This is a genomic window from Mycolicibacterium aromaticivorans JS19b1 = JCM 16368 (assembly GCF_000559085.1).
Taxonomy (GTDB): domain Bacteria; phylum Actinomycetota; class Actinomycetes; order Mycobacteriales; family Mycobacteriaceae; genus Mycobacterium; species Mycobacterium aromaticivorans.
The window spans coordinates 4,315,599-4,335,325 of the sequence record NZ_JALN02000001.1 but is presented as its reverse complement, the minus strand read 5'-3'; the positions used below and the strand labels follow the sequence as shown (position 1 = coordinate 4,335,325).

General features: G+C 65.8%; 19 protein-coding genes and 2 tRNA genes. 14 read left to right on the top strand and 7 right to left on the bottom strand.

The genetic code is table 11. From position 1 onward, the window contains the following. Window positions 1-116 precede the first annotated feature (116 nt). Complete coding sequence (locus Y900_RS20700) at window positions 117-878, top strand: MmpS family transport accessory protein (protein WP_036344240.1); 762 nt, start codon at window positions 117-119, stop codon at window positions 876-878. On the opposite strand, the gene Y900_RS20695 is transcribed toward Y900_RS20700, so the two are convergent. Next, window positions 875-2,191, bottom strand: coding sequence for an MFS transporter (locus Y900_RS20695; RefSeq protein ID WP_036344239.1), 1,317 nt, complete (start codon window positions 2,189-2,191; stop codon window positions 875-877). The two genes, Y900_RS20700 and Y900_RS20695, sit on opposite strands and share 4 nt — an antisense overlap. A 74-nt stretch (window positions 2,192-2,265) precedes the next feature. Here Y900_RS20695 and cmrA point away from each other — a divergent pair, with 74 nt between their 5' ends. Next, window positions 2,266-3,072: a mycolate reductase gene (cmrA, locus tag Y900_RS20690; protein WP_036344238.1), complete on the top strand. Its 807-nt coding sequence runs from the start codon at window positions 2,266-2,268 to the stop codon at window positions 3,070-3,072. A gap of 122 nt (window positions 3,073-3,194) precedes the next feature. Here the strand turns inward: cmrA and Y900_RS20685 are convergent, their stop codons facing one another. After that, a complete protein-coding gene (locus Y900_RS20685) occupies window positions 3,195-4,766 on the bottom strand; it encodes a helicase HerA-like domain-containing protein (RefSeq protein ID WP_036344237.1) in 1,572 nt (523 codons plus the stop codon). 75 nt (window positions 4,767-4,841) lie between these two features. Between Y900_RS20685 and orn the strand changes: the two genes are divergently transcribed. From orn to Y900_RS20660, 5 genes are all read left to right on the top strand, one after another. Next, window positions 4,842-5,477, top strand: coding sequence for an oligoribonuclease (orn, locus tag Y900_RS20680; protein ID WP_036344235.1), 636 nt, complete (start codon window positions 4,842-4,844; stop codon window positions 5,475-5,477). 43 nt (window positions 5,478-5,520) lie between these two features. Further along, window positions 5,521-5,593, top strand: a tRNA-His gene (locus tag Y900_RS20675). Window positions 5,594-6,049: 456 nt separating this feature from the next. After that, window positions 6,050-6,385: a hypothetical protein gene (locus Y900_RS33120; RefSeq protein WP_237752611.1), complete on the top strand. Its 336-nt coding sequence runs from the start codon at window positions 6,050-6,052 to the stop codon at window positions 6,383-6,385. 300 nt (window positions 6,386-6,685) lie between these two features. Next, entirely contained in the window at window positions 6,686-7,144 is a 459-nt protein-coding gene (locus Y900_RS20665; RefSeq protein WP_036344233.1) for a hypothetical protein, read from the top strand. A gap of 222 nt (window positions 7,145-7,366) precedes the next feature. Next, a complete protein-coding gene (locus tag Y900_RS20660) occupies window positions 7,367-8,653 on the top strand; it encodes a hypothetical protein (protein WP_051660178.1) in 1,287 nt (428 codons plus the stop codon). Here the strand turns inward: Y900_RS20660 and Y900_RS20655 are convergent. Then, window positions 8,650-9,870, bottom strand: a complete 1,221-nt coding sequence (locus Y900_RS20655; protein ID WP_036344232.1) for a L,D-transpeptidase — start codon at window positions 9,868-9,870, stop codon at window positions 8,650-8,652. The two genes, Y900_RS20660 and Y900_RS20655, sit on opposite strands and share 4 nt — an antisense overlap. Before the next feature lie 165 nt (window positions 9,871-10,035). Here Y900_RS20655 and Y900_RS20650 point away from each other — a divergent pair. The 3 genes from Y900_RS20650 to Y900_RS20640 all read left to right on the top strand — a co-directional run bounded on the left by Y900_RS20650 (window position 10,036) and on the right by Y900_RS20640 (window position 12,905). After that, window positions 10,036-10,108: transfer RNA gene (locus Y900_RS20650), tRNA-Lys, on the top strand. A gap of 122 nt (window positions 10,109-10,230) precedes the next feature. Further along, a complete protein-coding gene (locus tag Y900_RS20645; RefSeq protein WP_036344230.1) occupies window positions 10,231-11,616 on the top strand; it encodes an FAD-binding oxidoreductase in 1,386 nt (461 codons plus the stop codon). 89 nt (window positions 11,617-11,705) lie between these two features. Then, a complete protein-coding gene (locus Y900_RS20640; protein WP_036347386.1) occupies window positions 11,706-12,905 on the top strand; it encodes a cytochrome P450 in 1,200 nt (399 codons plus the stop codon). Between the two features lie 428 nt (window positions 12,906-13,333). On the opposite strand, the gene Y900_RS20635 is transcribed toward Y900_RS20640, so the two are convergent. Further along, window positions 13,334-14,992, bottom strand: coding sequence for an MFS transporter (locus Y900_RS20635; protein ID WP_420329834.1), 1,659 nt, complete (start codon window positions 14,990-14,992; stop codon window positions 13,334-13,336). A 205-nt stretch (window positions 14,993-15,197) separates the two neighbouring features. Between Y900_RS20635 and Y900_RS20630 the strand changes: the two genes are divergently transcribed. Beyond that, window positions 15,198-16,289, top strand: coding sequence for a M42 family metallopeptidase (locus Y900_RS20630; protein ID WP_036344228.1), 1,092 nt, complete (start codon window positions 15,198-15,200; stop codon window positions 16,287-16,289). A 156-nt stretch (window positions 16,290-16,445) separates the two neighbouring features. On the opposite strand, the gene Y900_RS20625 is transcribed toward Y900_RS20630, so the two are convergent. Then, a complete protein-coding gene (locus Y900_RS20625; protein WP_036344227.1) occupies window positions 16,446-16,673 on the bottom strand; it encodes a DUF3618 domain-containing protein in 228 nt (75 codons plus the stop codon). Window positions 16,674-16,760: 87 nt separating this feature from the next. On the opposite strand from Y900_RS20625, the gene bcp reads away from it, so the two are divergent. Beyond that, entirely contained in the window at window positions 16,761-17,234 is a 474-nt protein-coding gene (gene bcp, locus Y900_RS20620) for a thioredoxin-dependent thiol peroxidase (protein WP_036344226.1), read from the top strand. A gap of 5 nt (window positions 17,235-17,239) precedes the next feature. Here the strand turns inward: bcp and Y900_RS20615 are convergent, their stop codons facing one another. Continuing rightward, window positions 17,240-18,571, bottom strand: a complete 1,332-nt coding sequence (locus tag Y900_RS20615; protein ID WP_036344225.1) for a dipeptidase — start codon at window positions 18,569-18,571, stop codon at window positions 17,240-17,242. 38 nt (window positions 18,572-18,609) lie between these two features. Between Y900_RS20615 and Y900_RS20610 the strand changes: the two genes are divergently transcribed. Both Y900_RS20610 and Y900_RS20605 read left to right on the top strand, forming a co-directional pair. After that, window positions 18,610-18,948 carry an ArsR/SmtB family transcription factor gene (locus Y900_RS20610; protein ID WP_202807780.1) on the top strand — a complete coding sequence of 113 codons (339 nt, stop codon included), beginning with the start codon at window positions 18,610-18,612 and terminating at the stop codon, window positions 18,946-18,948. Continuing rightward, a complete protein-coding gene (locus Y900_RS20605) occupies window positions 18,933-19,322 on the top strand; it encodes a VOC family protein (RefSeq protein WP_036344222.1) in 390 nt (129 codons plus the stop codon). Before Y900_RS20610 ends, Y900_RS20605 begins: the two co-directional genes overlap by 16 nt. Window positions 19,323-19,325: 3 nt before the next feature. Here the strand turns inward: Y900_RS20605 and acpS are convergent, their stop codons facing one another. After that, on the bottom strand, window positions 19,326-19,718 hold the full coding sequence (gene acpS, locus Y900_RS20600) for a holo-ACP synthase AcpS (protein WP_036344221.1): 393 nt from the start codon (window positions 19,716-19,718) through the stop codon (window positions 19,326-19,328). Between the last annotated feature and the right edge of the window lie 9 nt (window positions 19,719-19,727).

Sequence of the window (19,727 nt, the reverse complement as noted above, 5' to 3'; positions counted from 1 at the left end):
TCCTCTTACCGGAGTAACACGTTCCACGTCGCCCACCGGTGGTAAACACGGTGCTGAGCAACAGGCATTCAACCCCGCGCTGCCACTCGCAGGTAGCCTGCACGCATGAGGTGGGAATGAACGATCCGCGTCGACCAGAGTGGTCTGACCCGACGCAGTCGGCCGGCAATGGTTATCCGCCGAGCACCGATCCCGCCTACTCCGGTCAGTATTACGGACCCGGTTACGGCAGCCCCGGTTATGGGCAGGGCGGCGTGCCGCCGACGATGCAGCCCACCGAACAGCTGCCGTCCTATTGGCATCAAGGCGGCGGCTATCCGCCCAGCGAGCCACCCACGCCGCCACCGGGCCCACCCAAGTCGCCGAAGTGGTTGTGGATCGCCGCCGCGGTCGCGGTGCTGCTGGTGGTGGGACTGGTGATCGCCCTGGTGATCGTGACCAGCTCGGCCAGGGAGTCCACCGTGGTGGCGCCGCTGCCACCGCTGTCGGAGACCACGACCGCGCCGCGGGCCACCACCCTGGTGCCGTCGACGACATCGCCCACGCTGCCGACGACCAGCGGCGCACCGGGTACCGCGGCGCCGCCACCCACCGACACCACCAGCCCGACGGGCACCGACACCGTCGTCTACACCGTCTCCGGTGACGGCCGCGCGATCAACATCACCTACGTCGACACCGGCGGCGTCATGCAGACCGAGTTCAACGTGCTGCTGCCGTGGAGCAAGGAAGTCAGCCTGTCGTCGCCGGCGCGGACCTCCGCCAGCGTCGCGGTGGTCAACGTCGGGCGTGACGTGACCTGCAGCGTGTCGGTGAACGGCTCACAGGTTCGCCAACGCACCGGGCGCGGCCTGACGATCTGCACCGGAGCAGGCTAACCCGCCCGGTTGTTGGGCACCTTCACCAGCAGCATGCCCAGCAGACCAACCGCGAGCACCACGGACAACCCGCCGAGCCCGGCACGGTCAGCGTGGAAGGCGTCGACGAAAACGAAGAACAGCCACGGCGCCAGGAACGACGCCGCCCGTCCGGTGGTGGTGTAAAGCCCGAACGCGACGGCTTCCTTACCGTCGCTGACCATCCGCAACAGCACTGTGCGCGCGGACGTGGTGACCGGTCCGACGCACAGCGCCAACAGCAGGCCGCAGATCCAGAACACGACAGGCCCCGACAGCGACAACAGCGTCAGGGCGACGACGATCATCAACGTCAGCGAGGCGACGATTACCGGTTTGCCGCCGATCCGGTCATCGACGGGCCCGGCGAGCACCGCGCCGAGCGCGGCCATGGTGCTGGCGATCACCCCGAAGATCAGCACGTTGGACGGCGAGATGCCGTAGACGCTGACGCCGAGGACCGCGCCGAAGGCGAAGACGCCGGCGATGCCGTCGCGGAAGATCGCGCTGACGACCAGGTAGTAGACCAGGTTGCGGTCGCGGCGCCACTCGGAGCGCAGATCGTTCCACAGGCCGCGGTAACCACCGGCCTGACCGGGCGGCACCGGCTCCAGATCGACAGCCGGGGCGAGGGTGTGAGCGGTGATCACCAACGGCAACGCGAGGACGACGAACCAGGCGGCGGCCATCAGCATCGCCGCGCGCACGTTCTGGCCGTCCGCGACCGGGATGCCGAGCAGGCCCCGGTCCGGTCCGGAGCCTGCGATGAACGCGACGTAGATGATCATCAGCAGCAGGACGCTGCCGAAGTATCCGGCCGCCGCTCCGATTCCGGAGATGCGCCCGGACGTCTGCGGGGTGGTGAGCTGCCGCAGCATCGCGTTGTACGGCACGCTGGCCAGGTCGCCGCACGCCGCGGTGAACGCCAACAGCACCAGACCCATAGCGAAGTAGGCGGGCTCCGCGCGGATCAGGCTCATCGCCGTCGTCGACAGCACCGCCAATCCCGTCAGCAGCATGAGGGCGGCGCGACGCCGCTGCGGTGCCTGAACCAGCACGCCGGTGAGCGGCGCGAGAACCGCGACGGTGAGGCCGGCGAGTGCCAGCGCCCTCCCCAGCCAGCTCGCCGGGGAGGTGTCGCCCGGCAGGCCCTGACCGACCGTGCTGGTCAGGTACACGGCGAAAACGAATGTCGCGACGATGGCGTTCATGCCGGTGGAACCGCAGTCCCACAGCGCCCACGCCACGACTTTCGACCGCCCGGCGGTCTGGGCAACCGACGGGGGCCTGGTCATGCGGGCCACCCTATCCACTCCCCGAGTCGCTAGCGCTCCTGCCCACCGGAACCTGAGCCCCCTACGATTGCCGCATGCCAGTACCCGCACCCTCTCCGGACAGCAGAGCCGTCGTCACCGGTGCCTCGCAAGGCATCGGTGAGGCGCTGGCCACCGAACTCGCCGCCCGCGGCCACCACCTGATCATCACCGCGCGCCGCGGCGAGGTGCTGGCCGAGCTGGCCGCGCGACTCACCGAGCGCTACCGCGTCAACGTCGAGGTGCGCGCGGTCGATCTCGCAGATCCCGACGCGCGGGCCGCGTTCGCCGACGAGCTGGCCGGCCGCGAGATCTCGATTCTGTGCGCCAATGCGGGCACCGCTACTTTCGGACCCGTTGCGAAACTCGATCCGGCGGCCGAGCGAGCACAGGTCCAGCTCAACGTTCTCGGTGTGCACGATCTGGTGCTCGCGGTGCTGCCGCGGATGGTCGCCCGCAAGGCCGGCGGCATCCTGATCTCGGGCTCGGCCGCCGGTAACTCGCCGATCCCGAACAACGCCACCTACGCCGCGACCAAGGCGTTCGCGAACACGTTCAGTGAGTCGCTGCGCGGCGAACTGAAGGGTGCCGGAGTGCACGTGACCGTGCTGGCGCCGGGGCCGGTGCGCACCGAGCTGCCCGACGAGGCCGAGCAGTCACTCGTGGAGCGGCTGATCCCCGACTTCCTGTGGATCAACACCGAGTACACGGCACGGATCTCGCTGGATGGCTTGGAGCACAACAAGATGCGGGTGGTGCCCGGGCTGACGTCCAAGGCGATGTCGGTGGCGGCGGGGTACGCGCCGCGCTCGATCGTCACGCCCATCGTCGGTGCGGTCTACAAGAAGCTGGGCGGCGAGTAGCTTCCTCGCGCTCTCGCGCTCTCGGCGCGCGCCTCGGCCTATCCGCGCGGCAGCTCTTCATCGAGATCGACGTGAGCGTGGACAAGATCGAGTAACCGTCACGCTGGCGTCGATCTCGGCGCCTAGCGCCTCCGGCGGCCGGTCCCGAAGATGCTTCGGGTGATCTCGCGTCCGATCACGGTGCCCGCCGAACGCATCGCACTCTTGAAAGCCGGGCTGTTCATCACCTGATCGAGCACGCCGGGCTCGGCCTTCTGCGGCTTGGGCATCGGCGGCAGGTCGATTCCGGTGGGCAGTAGCGGCGGCAGGTCGACGGGCTCCTGAGGCGGCGGCGCGAGTTTCGTCGCCAGCATCTCGTAGGCAGATTCGCGGTCGACGGTCTGGCCGTACTTGGCGAACAGCGGACTCGACTGCGCCGCAGCCTTGATCGCGTCGGGGCCGATGGTGTCCATCAGCGAGTGCGGCGGACGCAGCCGAGTCCACGCCACCGGAGTCGGAGCGCCGCGCTCGGAGAGCACCGTGACGATGGCCTCGCCGATGCCCAATGACGTCAAATCCGTTTCCAGATCGTAGAACTGGGTCTTGGGATACGTGCGCACCGTCTTCGACAGCGCCTTCTGGTCATCCGGTGTGAACGCCCGCAGCGCGTGCTGGATGCGGGCACCCAGTTGCGACAGCACGTTGTTGGGCACATCGGTGGGAAGCTGGGTGCAGAAGAACACCCCGACACCCTTGGAGCGGATCAGTTTGACCGTCTGCTCGACCTGCTGCAGGAACGCTTTGGACGCATCGGTGAACAACAGATGCGCCTCGTCGAAGAAGAACACCAGCTTGGGCTTGTCGACGTCACCGACCTCCGGCAGGTAGGTGAACAGATCAGCGAGCACCCACATCAGGAATGTCGAGAACATCACCGGCCGCGCGGCCTGGTCGCCGAGCTCGAGCAGGGTGATCACACCCCGGCCCTGCGCATCGACGCGCAGCAGATCGGCGGGGTCGATCTCGGGCTCCCCGAAGAAGGTGTCACCGCCCTCGGCCTCGAGGTTGACCAGTGCACGCAGAATGACACCCGCAGTCTGGGCGGACACCCCGCCGATGGTCTTCAGAGTCTCCTTGCCCTCGTCACTGGTCAGGTAGGTGATCACCGACCGCAGATCTTTCAGGTCCAGCAACGGCAGCCCTTGCTGGTCGGCCCAGTGGAAAATCAGTCCGAGCGTGGACTCCTGAGTGGCATTGAGCCCCAACACCTTTGACAGCAGGATGGGCCCAAACGCCGAAATCGTGGCGCGCACCGGGACGCCGATGCCGCCGGTGCCCAGCGAAAGGAACTCGACGGGGAACGGCGCGCCCACCCAGCCGCCGTCGCCGGTGTCCTTGGCGCGCTGCAGGGTGCGGTCACTGGACTCCCCCGGCCGCGACAAACCGGACAGGTCACCTTTGACGTCGGCCATCATCACCGGTACCCCGGCAACCGACAACTGTTCGGCGATCACCTGCAGCGTCTTGGTCTTACCGGTGCCGGTTGCCCCGGCGACCAGGCCGTGGCGGTTCATCATGGCAAGCGGGATGCGGACCTGCGCCGCCGGATCGACCGCGCCATCGATGACGACCGAGCCGAGATCGAGTGTTGCCCCTGTGGTCGCGTACCCCGCGGCTATCTGCTGGGCAGGGGTCGTCGTCGATTCGCTGCTCATCGGCCGCCTCCGTGGTCGCTCGGTGTGATGGCCGCTACGACACTACAAGCCGGCGGGGGCTTAGGGTTGAGCGCTGTGCGTGAAGAATTGGTGTGGATCGACTGCGAGATGACCGGCCTCGATCTGCGGACCGACAAGCTCATCGAGATCGCCGCCCTGGTGACCGATGCCGAGCTCAACGTCCTCGGCGAGGGCATCGACGTCGTGATCCATGCCGACGACGAGTCACTGGACGGAATGGTCGAGGTCGTCACCCAGATGCACAGCAGGTCCGGGCTCACCGAGGAAGTCCGCGCGTCGGTCATCGACGTGCCTGCCGCCGAGGAACTCGTGATGGAGTACATCCGCTCCCATGTGAAGCAGGCCAAGACCGCGCCACTGGCCGGCAATTCGATAGCCACCGACCGCGGGTTCATCGCGCGGGACATGCCGACGCTCGACAACTACTTGCACTACCGGATGATCGACGTCAGCTCGATCAAGGAGCTGTGCCGGCGCTGGTATCCGCGGATCTATTACGGCCAGCCCGAAAAGGGGCTCGCCCACCGGGCACTGGCCGACATCCAGGAGTCGATCCGCGAGCTGAAGTACTACCGACGCACCGCGTTCGTCCCCCAGCCAGGGCCGTCTACCAGCGAGATTGCCGCTGCGGCGGCCGAGCTCGACGCCCCGGGCGAAACGGATTCGGCTGGAGAGGCCGACAACAGCTAGTATCGACGACGCTGCTGCCGCCTTCTGACGGTCCGCAGCGATGGTGGCTGTAGTTCAGTTGGTAGAGCACCAGGTTGTGATCCTGGCTGTCGCGGGTTCGAGTCCCGTCAGCCACCCTGCAGGTCAGGCCCCGATTTCGGGGCCTGACTTTTTTCATGGGTGAGCAGCTTGCGCTCTCATCGCAACCTTGCTGTAGCCCTACAGCCGTTCCGCATCATCCGAACGCAGGCTGGAAAGCCCCGTTGGCCGAGGCCGGAGATGTGGAATGAGAGCCTCAGGACGTACCCGCGATGCCAACGTTGCCCAATTGATTGCCAGCATTGAACGCGACGTGCAGCAAGGATTGGTGAGCGACGATCATCGCGAGGAGTTACAGGCTGCGCTCGTGCGGTCGTAGCGCTGAACGGCGAAGCGCAAGCTCCCGAACTGCGGGCAGCCCGCCCAAGCCGGTGACGCAGTGCTTGCTTCGCAATCCGTCCCGGACCAATCCGGCGGGCATGCGGCTCCGAATAGCTACTGAGTGTCCGGTCAGCGTGATCGGGTGCTCACTCCATAGAGAGCGAGTTTTGACGATGAAGTCACACCAGATGACGAAGAACAACCGCGGCAAATCTGGACGTGCGCTCGCGGTGGCCGTCCTCGGAATCGGCACCGCCGTGCTGGGCCTGGGGTTCAGCTCGTTCAACCCGCCGGCCAGCCAGATCGCCAGCGGCCCGCAACCGTGCGTCAACGGGATCGTCCCGCTGAACCCCTACGTCGTGAACTGCAATCTGCCGTCGCGGGCCAACCAAGTCGTCGGCGCCGCGCCCGACGCCGGGGCAATCATCGGCTGCAGGCACAACCTCGCCTGCTTGGCCTTGTACGTCAACTACCCGGGGCAGCTGCTCGTTCCCGGCTATCAGCCCTGACGCCGCAAGGTTTCGGCGGCGCCGGACGCGCCATCAACATTCACTCCCGGCCGCTTGGTTACGGGAGCGCAGGCCGACCGGTTACGAGTGAGCTAATAGTTCACTAATCACCAAGCATGGTTTCTGAGCGGTCGGCGCGAGGCCTCATTGCCGCAACGGATGGATCCACGCGGTGGCCGGACCCACTGCGCTCGCCTGACCTCTGGCAAAGATTGATGATTCAAAGGCTTCACAAGGGGGTACAGGCCAATACAACAGCTTGGCGTCCGGGGGGACGCATATCGCGAAGGGACCCGAGTAATGACCGCTAACGAATTCGCTGAAGTCGACGGTTCGCAGCAATTGGCCGCCTGGCAGGACCGCCTGGCGGCCTTCGTCACCGCGCTCGACGCGATCGATGCCGACGACCCGTACACGTTCTGCGAGGACGCCTGGGACATCTGGGAGAGCGCAGCTATCTCCGATCCCCCCTCAGCCACCGATCCGGCAATGCTTCTAGTCCTGGGCGTGATTGAGGTGTTGGCCGCGGCGATCACCTCGACCGCTCGCGATCACCACAGCACACCGAACGGCAGCCGTCCACTGACGCTCTCGGCCATCCACACCTCGCTGATCGATGAGCTGAACGCAGTCCGCCTCCAATGCGAGCGGTGGCAGCGCGAAAGTTTGCCTGGACCCGCGACCGTCAAGGCCCGAAGCGCCGCCGCGATGGCTGGATTGCAGGTTGCCACCAAGTTCGGCAACCAGCTCTCGGCCTAGCACCAACGATTTGTTCCCACCCCAATGGGGGCCGGACAGGTGTCCATCATTACCAGCCTGTTCGAATGCCGTCCCAGTGCGGCCTACGAGGGCCGATTCACTCTCCCGAACACCGAAACGGTAAAGATTTCGTCTGTTCGTCGCAGTTGAGCGACACAAACATTCGAACATGAGTTACCGTCTGGTAATAACTGCGCCGCTTAGCTGGGGGAGGGTTGCAGCATGCAGGGCCACGATATGACCACCGAATCGAACGGGTTCGCCGGCGACACCGGCCCTCTCGCTATCTGGACCGACCGACTCGACGCCTTTTGCGCGGCCCTGGACGCCATCGACGCTGACGACCCCTTCGACTACTGCGCCGACGCCTGGGAGATATGGCAGGGTGCCGCGGCAGCCGATCCCCCGCCACACGACGACCCGGCCATCCTGGTGGTTCTCGGGACCCTCCAATCGCTGGCACATGCGATGACCTCGGCGACCCTCGACTACTACCGCACCGCCGATGTTCGCGACCGGATGACCGCAGCAGCGATGCACACCTCGATCAAGCACTGCCTGGGCACGCTGCGGCGCGAGTGCGGTCGCTGGCTGCAGGAGGGTGGTCCGCCGGCCGACGAGATCAACGCCCGCACCATCTCGACGGTGGCCAGCCTGCAGGCGTCGGGCGCCCGGCCGACCGTGGACACCGGAATCACGTTCGACAAGGTGTGCGCGCTCACGAATGCCGAGAACAAGCGCTACCGCGAGGCTTACGGCCGCCTGCGCACGATGGTGAACCGGGAGTCGTTGCAGCACATCGTAATTACGAGCGATATCTTGACTGACGTCGTCTCCGGCGTCGTCCTCGATTTGCAGACCACCCACGGTTCCACGTTCGATGAGCGCATCAACGACGAGCGCCGCCGCAAGATCGGCTCGGCACTGGCTGCCGTCATCGCCGCTGTGCACAGCCATCGACAACGGTCGATCGCGAGTGCGTCAAAGACGTTCGGCCACAACAGCCCTCAGTCCCAGGCTGTTGATGCGTTGTTCCACGACCTCGCCGAGTCGTCGTTCGACTACCGATGGCTGAGCGAACTGAACGAGTGGATGCAGCACGACGAAAGCAACGCGCTGCGCTACCAGTTCACCGCGCGCCGGCACGACGAGCCTCATGTGGACGTTCACCTCGACCGTCACCGCATGGCAGCACGCGCGAACCAGCCGGGCACAAGGTGGCCGGCGCCCGGCGAACTCGCCGCGCTGGGCCGCGATCCCAGTGTGCTGGACATGGTCAAGGGGATTCAGCCGAAACTGACGGCCTTGCAGGGACAGATCGACAACATCCTGTATCCGACTGTCGCGGAGGACGTCGCAGCCGTCAAAGAGCTGATCGGCCGATTCGGCGGTGAAAAGGGTATGGACGCTGTGAAATCGGCGCCGGGAGCAACCCACGAACCGTGGACTCCCCCGCACTTGTCGCCGCGCGTGCTGTCGTTCGTCCGCAATTTCGACAACCGGCACTAAGCGTTGGCGTTCCCCGCTTTCCACTGCTGCCACGGAATGTTCCAGTCACCGAGCCCCTCGGTGCCCGGCAGCGTCGAGCCGACGGTGTTGCGGACTTCGACGATGTCGCCGCGCTTGGTGTTGTCGTAGAACCACCGCGCGTTGCTCGGACTGGCGTTCAGGCAGCCGTGGCTGGTGTTGGAGTATCCCTGCGCGCCCACTGACCATGGCGCGGAGTGGACGTAGATGCCGCTGTAGGACATCTGGGTGGCCCAATCCACTTCGGTGCGATAGCCGTTGGGCGAGTTGGACGGAACGCCGTACGTCGATGAATCCATGATCATGTGCGACAACCGGTCGCCGACGATGTAGACACCGTTGTTGGTCGGGGTGCTGTTCTTGCCCATCGAGATCGGGATGGTCTTGATGACCTCGCCGTTGCGCCGGACCGTCAACTGCTTGGTGCTGTCGTCGGCGGTCGCGATCACTTCGTCACCGATGGTGAAGCGCGACGACAGGTTCTGCTGGCCGAACAACCCGTCACCGAGGTCGACCCCGTAGGTGTTGGCCTGGACGTCGACCGTGGTGCCCGGCTTCCAGAAGTTCTGCGGGCGCCAGCGCACCTCGCGGTTGTTCAGCCAGTAGAAGGCCCCCTCGACGGGCGGGTTGGTGGTCACCGTGATCGCCCGTTCGGCCGCCAGGCGATTCGGGATGTTCTCGTCGAAGCGCACCGCGATCGGCTGTCCGACACCCACGACCTCGCCGTCACCGGGCAACAGGTACGGCATTGTCAGGTTCTCCGGCGACTGCGTTTCGAAGGTCAGCTTCTCGGTCGTCACGCCGCCGAGACCCATCGACTGCGCACTCAGCGAGTAGCTCTTGTTGTAGCCCAGCGGCTCGCTGGTGGACCATGTCACGCCGTCCGGACTGAGCGTGCCGGCCACCTGCTTGCCGGACTCGTTGACCATCGTCACCGACCCCAGGACCCCGCCGGTGGCGCTCACCGTCACCGGGCGGTCGAGCGGCACGTCGACCGCTCCGTCCTTGACCGACGCCGTCAGCTGCGGCACGAGCAGGTCGCCGTAGGGCGTGCCCTTGTCCGCGATGACCTTGACCGGGGCGGGCGCCGACTCACCGCTGCTGCACCCGCTGAGCCCGATAAGCAGGGCGGGGATGATCGCGAGGGCCGCCAGCCGGGCTCGACGCCCCGGCCGGTTCAGCGAGCCGACCTGCCACATACCGCCCTCAAATCCTGCTAGCTGTGCGAACGCTGGGAATGTTTGGCAATAGTCTAAGGGAACTTCCAGACTGGTGGCGACTACGCAGATCAGCGGCCCGGCCGAGTCCACCAGCGGGATTTCATGTTCGGCACTGGTGTTTGTTATTGTCGCTGACGCGGTTACGCGCCGTTAGCTCAGTTGGTAGAGCAGCTGACTCTTAATCAGCGGGTCCGGGGTTCGAAACCCTGACGGCGCACAGTGACAAGAGCCCCGCCCCTCGGGCGGGGCTCTTGTCATCTGCAGCCACGCCACCGAATTCCCTCGTGCCCCAGTGCCGTAGACCTGTTGATCCTGGGCCGTGCTGACTAGGGTTTGGCCATGGCCGATCTGGCGGCACTCTTCTCCGACGTCGTCGGGCGCACCCACCTACTGACCGGCGACGCCATCTCCGACGACTACGGCCACGACGAGGCGCTGACCATCCCACCGCAGCGTCCCGCCTACCTCGCCAAGCCCGCCACCGCAGACGAGGTCGCTGCGCTGCTGAAAACCGCAACCGAACACCATGTTTCGGTGACGGCACGAGGGTCGGGTTGCGGACTGTCGGGTGCGGCCCAACCGGTCGCCGACGGGCTGCTGATCTCGTTCGAGCGGATGAACGCCATTCTGGAGATCGACACCGACAATCACGTCGCCGTGGTGCAGCCGGGTGTCACCCTGACCGAGCTGGATGCCGAGACCGCCCGCGTCGGACTGAGTTACACGGTGTACCCCGGCGAGCTGTCGTCCAGCGTCGGCGGAAACGTCGGGACCAATGCCGGCGGTATGCGGGCGGTGAAGTACGGGGTCACCCGTCACAACGTGCTCGGTTTGCAGGCCGTCCTGCCCACCGGCGAGATCATTCGTACCGGCGGCAAGATGTCGAAGATCTCCACCGGGTACGACCTCACGCAGCTGATCATCGGCTCGGAGGGCACCTTGGCGCTGGCAACGGAGGTCACCGTCAAGCTGGTGCCCCGGCTGGCGCACAGTGTCACCGTGCTGGCGCCGTTCGACGACTTCGACCGGGTCATGGCAGCCGTGCCGAGGCTGATCTCGAGCGGCATGAACCCCACGATCGTCGAGTACATCGACAACGTCGTGATGGCCGCAATCGTCAACGCCGAGAAGCTGGAGCTGGGCATTCCCGAGGACATCCGCGAGACGTGCGCGGCCTACCTCGTCGTCGCCCTGGAGAACAACCACACCGACCGCCTCGACGAGGACGCCGCCGCGCTCGGCGCGCTACTCAGCGACTGGGGAGCGGTGGATGCCTATGTACTGCAAGGCAATTCAGCCCGCCGGTTGATCGTGGCACGGGAGAACGTGTTCTGGACCGCGAAGGCGATCGGCGCGGACGACATCATCGACGTCGTCGTGCCCCGAGCATCGATGCCGGAGTTCCTGCGCAAGGCCCGCGACATCGCGATGGCCGAAGGAGTCGGCATGAGCGGGTGCGGGCATGCCGGCGACGGCAACGTGCACGGCGTGCTGTTCTGCAAAGACCCGACAACCCGAAAGAAGCTGCTCACCGAGATCTTCGCTGTTGGCATGTCGCTGGGCGGGGCGATCTCCGGCGAACACGGCGTCGGGCGGACCAAGGCCGACTATTTCTGCGAGCTCGAGGATCCCGCCAAGCTGGCCCTGATGCAGCGGATCAAGCACAGTTTCGACCCGGCCGGAATCCTGAACCCCGGCGTCGTTTTCGTCCAGCAGCGTCCTTGACCGGTAATCGCCGGGGCTGCTAAACATGGCACCACCCGAGAGTTTGAGCGATCGCTCAGCACGCAACGGGGCCAGGACCGGGGATGGATATGGCGATTGCGAACGACACCGTCTATTACGACCCGTACGACGTCGACATCGTCACCGACCCCTATCCGGTGTATGCCCGCCTGCGCGACGAGGCGCCGATCTACCACAACGGGCGCTACGACTTCTGGGCCTTGTCACGGCACGCCGACGTCGACGCCGCGCTGTCGGACTGGGAAACGTTCTCCAACAGTCGCAGCGACATCCTGGAGCTGATCAAGTCCGACTTCGACATGCCCGGCGGCGTGATGATGTTCCAGGATCCGCCCGCCCACACCCACCTGCGCGGACTGATGTCGCGGGTGTTCACACCGCGGCGGATGGCGGAGATCGAAGACCAGATCCGCCGATACTGCGTGGGCTGCCTCGATCCGCTGGTCGGCTCGGGCGGTTTCGACATCATCGCCGAACTGGCCTCGATGATGCCGATGCGCGTCATCGGCATGCTGCTGGGAATCCCGGAGTCCGAACAGGTTTCGGTGCGCGATGCCAATGATGCCAACTTGCGCACCAAGCCCGGAACACCGATGAAGGTTGCCGATCCCGACCGCATCGCCGACGGCCGGATCTACGCCGACTACGTCGAGTGGCGCTCCCACAACCCCTCCGACGATCTGATGACGGCACTGCTCAACGTCGAGTTCGTCGATTCCGGCGGGGTCAGCCGCAAACTCTCCCGCCAAGAGGTACTGCACTACACCCAGGTGGTGGCCGGTGCAGGCAACGAGACCACCGGGCGGCTGATCGGCTGGCTGGCCAAGGTCCTGGCCGAGCATCCCGACCAACGCCGCGCCATCTGCAACGACCGCTCGCTGCTGAATCGCGCGATCGACGAGACCTTGCGCTTCGAACCCACCGGCCCGCACGTCGGGCGCTATGTGCTCAAAGACTTCGAATGCTACGGCACGACGGTGCCCGCCGGCAGCGCGATGCTGCTGCTGTTCGGCGCCGCCAACCGCGATCCGCGCCGCTATGACGACCCCGACAGCTTCAACATTCACCGCGACACAATCAGCCATCTGACATTCGGCAAGGGTGTCCACTACTGCCTCGGCGCCAACCTGGCCCGCCTCGAAGGGCGGGTTGCGCTCGACGAACTGCTCAACCGCTTCCCCGAATGGGACATCGACTACGCCAACGCCAAACTGACACCGACCTCGACCGTGCGGGGCTGGGAACGGCTACCGATCGTCCTGCCCTGACCGAGGCGCCGACGTTGCCCGAGGTTGCGGGTGTACCGGTCGGCGACGCCTGTGAGATGCATCGCTGTGAATCCGCTGGGCAAAACGCCGGGACAGTCTACTGACCAGCAAAAATGTCGACATGAAGATAACCGGAAGGGTTATCCGCGATCTGAAGTAGTGCTTTGTGCTGCACTTATGCAAGATGCGGTGTTATAGTCGGCGTTAGCTGTACTGACCAACAGCCGCCCCCGGACCGCGTGTCCAGTGACGTAGTGAGGACTTAGCCGCATGAAGCCGGAAAACCTCGTTTCCCACTCCCAGGGCGAGGTAGCTCCGCAGGCACCCGCACCGGCGACGCCACTGCACGTGCACAGCTGCGGCCGGCTGGGTCTGACGGCCAATCCCCCGGGCTTCCGCCGATCGTTCGGGGACTGGCTTCGCCGCCGCTAGTCACTCTCGGCGACGCGTCCCGGGTTGACCCACGACGCGGCTGCCCCGATCACCATCATCACCGCCGCCGCGATGAACACCACCGTCAGTCCGGCGTGGAACGGTCCCGAAATAAGGTTCGGGAAGAACTCCTTGCCCGTCAGCACCGATGCATTCACGCCCGGCTGCTGCAGCGTGTCACCCATGAGCTCGCCGATCGGGTTGTAGCCCAGGAACGCCGCGAACAAGCTGCCCACCGGCGGCAGCTCCGCTATGCGGTGTGCGTCGGACAGCGAGACACCCTGCTGCTGGAGCCCGGCGCTCAGCGTGCCCGGCAGAGACTTGGCCAGACCGGCGATCATCAGCGAAAAGAAGATGCCGATCGACAGCGACATGCCGGCGTTGGTGAACGTGGCCCGAATGCCCGAAGCGGCACCGCGCTCGGAAGCCGGCACGCTGGACATGATCGCTGCCGTGTTCGGCGAGGTGAAGACGCCGCCCCCCACGCCATTGAGGAAGATCAGCACCCCGAACACCCAGAAGCTGAAGTTCACCGGAATGACCATCAGCGCAAGGAAAGTCGCGGCCATCAACAACATGCCGCCGATGGCGAAGGGACGCGAGCCGAATTTGTCCGATAGCGTGCCCGACAGCGGGCCGGCCACCAGGAAGCCGAGCGTCATCGGCAGCAGATAGATGCCCGACCACAGCGGTGTCGATTCGAAGCTGTAGCCGTGCAACGGCAACCAGATCCCTTGCAGCCAGATGATGAGCATGAACTGCAGTCCCCCGCGCCCGACCGCCGCCATCAAACCCGCAAGGTTGCCCAGGGCAAACGGTCTGGAGGTGAACAAGCGGATGTCGAGCATCGGAGCGCGCACCCGGAGCTCGACGATGCACAACACCGCCAGCAGCAACACGCCCAACCCGATGGCGCCCAGCACCCACGGATTGGTCCAGCCGGTCGGGTGTCCCCCATAGGGCTGAATGCCGTAGGTGATGCCGGCCAGCAGAACTGTGAATCCGACAGCGAACAGCGCGGTACCCGACCAGTCCAGCTTGGCCGGGGTACGGACACCGACCTCCACCAAAGACCGGAAACTCCAGATGGTTCCGGCCAGTCCCAGCGGCACGCCGACCCAGAACACCGCCCGCCAATCCCATTGCGACAACAGACCGCCGATCAGCAGCCCCAGAAATTGCCCGGCTATCGCGGCCACCTGATTGACACCCAGGGCCATCCCCCGCTGCCGGCTGGGAAACGCGTCGGTGAGGATCGCAGCCGAACACGCCATCAGCATGGCGCCGCCGACGCCTTGCACCACCCGCCAGCCGATGAGCCACACCGCGCCTTTCGCCAGGTGAAAGGGGTCGAAGGACAGGGCGATTGCCGCAACCGTGAATACAACGAAGCCCACCGTGTAGATGCGGACGCGGCCGAAGATGTCGCCCAGCCGGCCCAGCGGCACCACCAGCACGGCGGTGGCGACCAGATACCCCATCAGCATCCACAACAGGTAGCCGACGTTTCCCGGCGCCAACGGGTTGAGCCCGATGCCGCGGAATATCGCCGGCAGCGAGATCAGCACGATCGACGAGTTGATCGAGGCAAGCAGTGCACCCAGCGTGGTGTTCGACAACGCCACCCACTTGTAACGGGGATGCTCCCGGTCCATCCGCTGGGGCCGGCGTGTGGTCTCGGCAACTGCGTCGAGTTCGGCATCGACCACCGGCGCGTCGGTCATCGGGTCTGTAGTCGTCACTGTCGGCTTCCCTTCGCTCCAGTCCAGGGATAACCAAAACATTCATTAACTATGTAAATGACTTCCTGTGTGTTCCGCCACCGCGATTATCGGACCGATAACCGGTTATTCACGTTCGATGACCCACGATCCACATCACTCAGTCCGGGACCTGAATCGTCCGTTGTTGCAGGAGCTGCTGGCCGCCTACGGGCCGGTCGGTCAGGAGGATGCCGTCCGCGACATCTGCCGTCGCGAACTCACCCCGCTGGTCGACGAGGTTTGGGTGGACGAGGCCGGCAACCTGGTGGGGCTGCTCCGCGGGTCCGGTGACGAGAGCCACTCTCCGATTCGGGTGATGGCACACATGGACGAACTCTCGATGCTCGTCAAGCGCATCAATCCGGACGGAACACTGCATCTGACGCCCCTGGGAACCATGTATCCGGGCAACTTCGGGCTGGGTCCGGTGGCGGTGCTGGGAAACCACGGCATTGTGCCCGCGGTGCTGACCCTGGGCTCGGAGCACACCACTACGGAGAGCTGGCGGATCTGGCAGACGAAGCCGGACCGCGGTGACAAGTCACTGGACTGGCACCACGTCTACGTCTTCACCGGCCGCACCACCGAGGAACTCGCCGCCGCGGGCGTCCGGCCCGGCACGCGGGTCTGCATCGACCGCAGCAAGCGCAGTCTCGTGGAGGTGGGCGGATATCTCGGCTGCTACTTCATGGACGACAGGGCTTCGGTGACAGCCCTGCTGGAAACGGCACGGCGCCTGCACGCGGATGGCCGCCGCGCACCGGCGGACGTCTATTTCGTCTTCACCGTCAGCGAGGAGATCGGCGGCATCGGCGGCACCTACGCCAGCCACGCGCTGCCGGGCGACTTGACCCTGGCCCTCGAAGTCGGGCCGACCGAAGCGGAGTACTCCACCACCGTCGGGGGCGGGCCCATCGTTGCCTACAGCGACGAGAAGTCCATCTACGACAAGAACATCGCCGACCGGCTGATGGACATCGCCACCAAGCTCGACTTGTCCCCGCAAGCGGCTGTTCTCGGGGCATTCGAATCCGACGCGTCGCACTCCGTCGCAGTGGGGCAGACCGCCCGGTCGGCATTGCTGTGTCTACCCACGCTGAGCACACACGGTTACGAGGTCATCCCGGCAGACGCGATTCCGGGGATGACAAACGTCCTCGTCGAGTTCGTGCTCGCCCCAACTGCGTAATGCCGTTCCGTCCGGGTACGAGCCGCTCACCTCCACCGACGAGCGAGGCGTGCCGGTTGCCGGGGTCACGCGAAAGGGACTGCGGCACAATGGGTTCAAGTGCTATGCGAGCAGCAGCGCTGTCGGCCGCCACGCAGCGGCATTCGGCGGTCGCGGTTAGCCGTTACGGATGCGCCGCACCACCAGGACGACGGTCACCACGCTGACACCGGCCAGCGCCGCGGCCACCGGAGGCTTCTTGACGAAGCGCAGCAAGGCGGCCTTGACATCGTCGGCGATGCGCTGTGGGTTGGCGCGCTCGGCCAGCGAGTCCACCGTGACCGCAAGCCGGTCACGCGCCTGGTCGATCTCGGCCTTGATGACCTCGGGGTCCCGGTCAGCCACTTCCGTCCTCCAAATCGCCGCCCTGCCGAACTACCCTAGATCAACCCGGGCTAACCCCGATGCACCGGTGGATGAAGGGACTACTAGGTGACCGACACAGCACGCCTCGAAGTCGGCGATACGGCGCCGGCGTTCAGCCTGCCTGACGCGAGCGGCAAGACCGTCAAGCTGTCCGACTTCAAAGGCCGCAAGGTGATCGTGTACTTCTATCCGGCCGCGATGACGCCCGGCTGCACCAAACAGGCGTGCGACTTCCGGGACAGCCTGGCCGAACTCAACGGCGCGGGCATCGACGTCGTCGGCATCTCCCCCGACAAGCCGGAGAAGCTGGCCAAGTTCACCGAGCGCGACGAGCTGACGTTCCCGCTGCTGTCAGACCCCGACAAGAAGGTCCTCACCGCGTGGGGCGCCTACGGTGAGAAGAAGATGTACGGCAAGACCGTGCAGGGCGTCATCCGGTCGACGTTCGTGGTCGACGGGAAAGGCAAGATCGAGGTGGCCCAGTACAACGTCAAGGCCACCGGACACGTCGCCAAACTGCGCCGCGACATCTCGGTCTGAAGGATCTAACGCTCCCCCAGCTTGCCGAGCAGCAGCGCCTCGGTGGTGGCGGCACGCTCCAGCACCCCCAGATGCAGGCTCTCGTTGACACTGTGCGCCTGCGTGCCCGGGTCCTCCACTCCGGTGACCAGGATCCTGGCGTCCGGGAACGCGCTGGCGAACTCGGCGATGAACGGGATCGATCCGCCCATTCCCATGTCGACGACGTCGGTGCCCCAGGCCTCCCGGAAGGCGGCACGCGCTGCGTCGTACACCGGACCGCTGGCATCGATCGCGTACGGCTGACCCACATCGCCGGGGATGACCTTGACGTGCGCGCCCCAGGGTGCGTGCTGCTCGAGGTGGTGGCGGAGCGCATGCAGATGGGCGGCCGCGTCCCCGCCGGGAGCGACCCGCATGCTGACTTTGGCGCTGGCGCGCGGGATCAAGGTGTTGGACGCTTTGCCGATCGGTGTGGTGTCGATGCCGATGACGGTGATCGAGGGCTTGGCCCACATGCGCTGCGCCACACTGCCCGAGCCGATCTCCTGCACGCCGTCGAGCAGTCCGGACTCGGCGCGCACCCACCGCGGACCGCGGTCGACGTCGGCGGCGATCGCCTCGTGCAGGCCCTGCACGGCGACGTTGCCGTCGTCGTCGTGCAGGCCGGCCAGCAGCCGAAGCAGGACACTGAGCGCGTCGGGCACCACCCCACCCCACAGCCCCGAGTGCAGTCCATGGTCCAACGTGGCGACCTCGACCACGCAGTCGGCCAGTCCGCGCAATGACACGGTGAGCGCCGGGATTTCGGAGGTCCAGTTATCCGAGTCGGCGATCACGATGACGTCGGCGGCCAGCTTGTCCTTGTGGGCGGCCAGCAGCCGGCCCAGTGACGGCGAGCCGGACTCCTCCTCCCCCTCGACGAACACCGTGACGCCGACCGGTGGCTTGCCGTCGTGGGCACGGAACGCCGCCAAGTGGGTGGCGATGCCGGCCTTGTCGTCGGCGGTGCCGCGACCGTAGAGCCGCCCGTCGCGTTCGGTCGGCTCGAAGGGGTCCGAATCCCATTGCGAAGGTTCACCTTCGGGCTGGACATCGTGATGGGCGTACAACAACACAGTGGGCGCACCGGGCGGCGCGGGATGGTGTGCGATCACCGCGGGGGCGCCGCCCTCGGCAACGATCTCGACTTCGGCGAAGCCCGCATTGCTCAACAGGTCAGCCACAGCCCGGGCGCTGCGGTGCACCTCATCGCGGCGGGCCGGGTCGGCCCACACCGATTGGATACGGACCAGACCCTCCAGGTCGGCTCGCACCGAGGGAAGCACCGCCTGCACGCGTTCGACGAGATCAGTCATGCAGACGACGTTAGCGGGCCAAGGCGGCAGGCATTGACATGCAAGGAAATGCTTGCCTATCGTGCCCAGTTGTGGGTGATGTCTTCAAGGCGCTGGCAGATTCCACACGCCGGACGATCCTCGACGAGCTGACCGAGCGCAACGGGCAGACGCTGTTCGAGATCTGCGCCCGCCTGGCGACCAAACACGGTCTCGGCTCGTCACGACAAGCGATTTCGCAACACCTCGACCTTCTCGTGGCCGCAGGTCTGGTGGAGACGAAGCGCTCGGGACGCTACAAGTTCCACTACATCAACACCGCGCCGCTGGCACCGATCGTCGAGCGGTGGCTGCAGAACACAAAGAACACAAAGGAATCACCGTGCGAATCAACATGACCAGCGTGCTCGTCGACGACCAGGACAAGGCGCTGAAGTTCTACACCGAGGTTCTCGGATTCACCACCAAGCACGACATCCCGATGGGCGAGCACCGCTGGATCACCGTCGTCTCCCCGGATGAGCCGGACGGCACCGAACTCGTCCTGGAGCCGGACGGCCATCCCGCTGCCAAACCGTTCAAGCAGGCACTGACCGATGACGGCATCCCGTTCACATCGTTCGCTGTCGGCGACGTCCACGCAGAGTTCAAGCGGCTCAGTACGCTCGGGGTGCGTTTCACCATGGAGCCCACCGACATGGGTCCGGTGACGGTCGCCGTTCTGGACGACACCTGCGGCAACCTGATCCAGATCGCCCACCAGACCGGCTGAGCCCTAGCCGATCTCCAGGATGGCCACCGCCGCGGCGGTGTCGCCCTCATGCGTCAGGGACACGTGGATGGTCACCTCGGCCAGATGCTTGGCGATGTCACCGGTGAGGCGGACCTTGGGCCGGCCCCACATGTCGGTGATCACCTCGATGTCGCGGTGGATGCCTTCCGGCAGCACCGGACGCTGCGCGAATCGCGAGCCCGACCACGCCTTGATGACGGCTTCCTTGGCGGCCCACCGAGCCGCCAGGTGCCGCGCCGCCACCGAACTCTTGTCGGCGGCGTCGCGGCGCTCACCTGGCGTGAACGTCTCGGCGAACACCGTTCCCGGCTGATCGACCTGCTCGGCGAAATCGGGGATGGAGACCACGTCAATCCCCACTCCCACTATTGCCACGCCGCGACT